The following is a 941-nucleotide window of genomic DNA, read 5'->3' as shown; positions in this document are numbered from 1 at the left end:
GTCAGTGTCTGCAACGTAAAGATTATCAGCGCTATCAAACGCAAGACGACGGGGATGATTGAAAGTTGCCGCAGTCCCAGTGCCATCCGAATAGCCCGCTGTACCGGAACCAGCGAAGGTCGTTACGACACCATCGGGTGTAATCTTGCGGATAAGGCTATTGTATGTATCAGCCACATACAGAATGCCCGCACTATCAAACGCGACACCATAAGGTTTATTGAATTCAGCCGCAATACCGCTGCCGTCTACACTGCCGATTGTCCCGGAACCAGCGAACGTTGTAACCACGCCGTCAGACGTAATCTTTCGAATGCGGTTATTGTCGGTGTCCGACACATACAGATTGCCTGAGCTATCCAACGCGAGACTGTGAAGGTGATTGAACTCTGCTGCAGTCCCGACGCCATCCGCGAACCCCGATGTGGCAGAGCCCGCAAACGTTGTCACCTCGCCGTCCAGTGCGATCTTTCGGACAAGACTATTGAATGCATCTGCCACATAGAGATTGCCAGCGCTATCTGCTGCGACTCCAACGGGATTATAAAACGCCGCGACACTGCTAGCGCCATCCGTATAGCCCGCTGTACCAGAGCCTGAAAACGTGCTTACTTGAACGGCGGCTGCTCCACATTGAACATCCACGCCGCTGACATTCTTCGTTGCTGTGCCCGAGCCGTTGGTGACATTACACCATTGGAATCCGATTGGCTGCGTGCCTACGGTCACGCTATAGTTTGCTACTTTTTTTAGCAAAGGTAAAAGTACCGTCTGTGTTCAGATCAAGACGGTCCGAGGCAACGTTATTAAATAGGGAAACCGTGCCGCCCTCCAGGCCTGTCAAGGTGCCGCCAATAGTATAAGTAGCCGCACCGACTTCACCATTGCCACAGGAGACTAGCAATTGAACGAATATGCTGTAAAGCAGAGCTCGAATCATT

1 protein-coding gene and 1 pseudogene are annotated in these 941 nt (G+C 52.0%); both read right to left on the bottom strand.

Annotated elements, in window-relative coordinates; translation table 11 throughout:
• A partial coding sequence (locus tag WM40_RS27165; protein WP_461786676.1) for an NHL repeat-containing protein occupies positions 1-729 on the bottom strand: 729 nt, incomplete at its 3' end.
• A gap of 1 nt (position 730) precedes the next feature.
• Positions 731-941 (bottom strand): annotated as a pseudogene (locus WM40_RS31975) (hypothetical protein); the annotation flags it as partial.

This window comes from Robbsia andropogonis (genome assembly GCF_000970345.1).
Classification (GTDB): domain Bacteria; phylum Pseudomonadota; class Gammaproteobacteria; order Burkholderiales; family Burkholderiaceae; genus Robbsia; species Robbsia andropogonis.
This window is presented reverse-complemented; position numbering and strand designations above follow the sequence as displayed.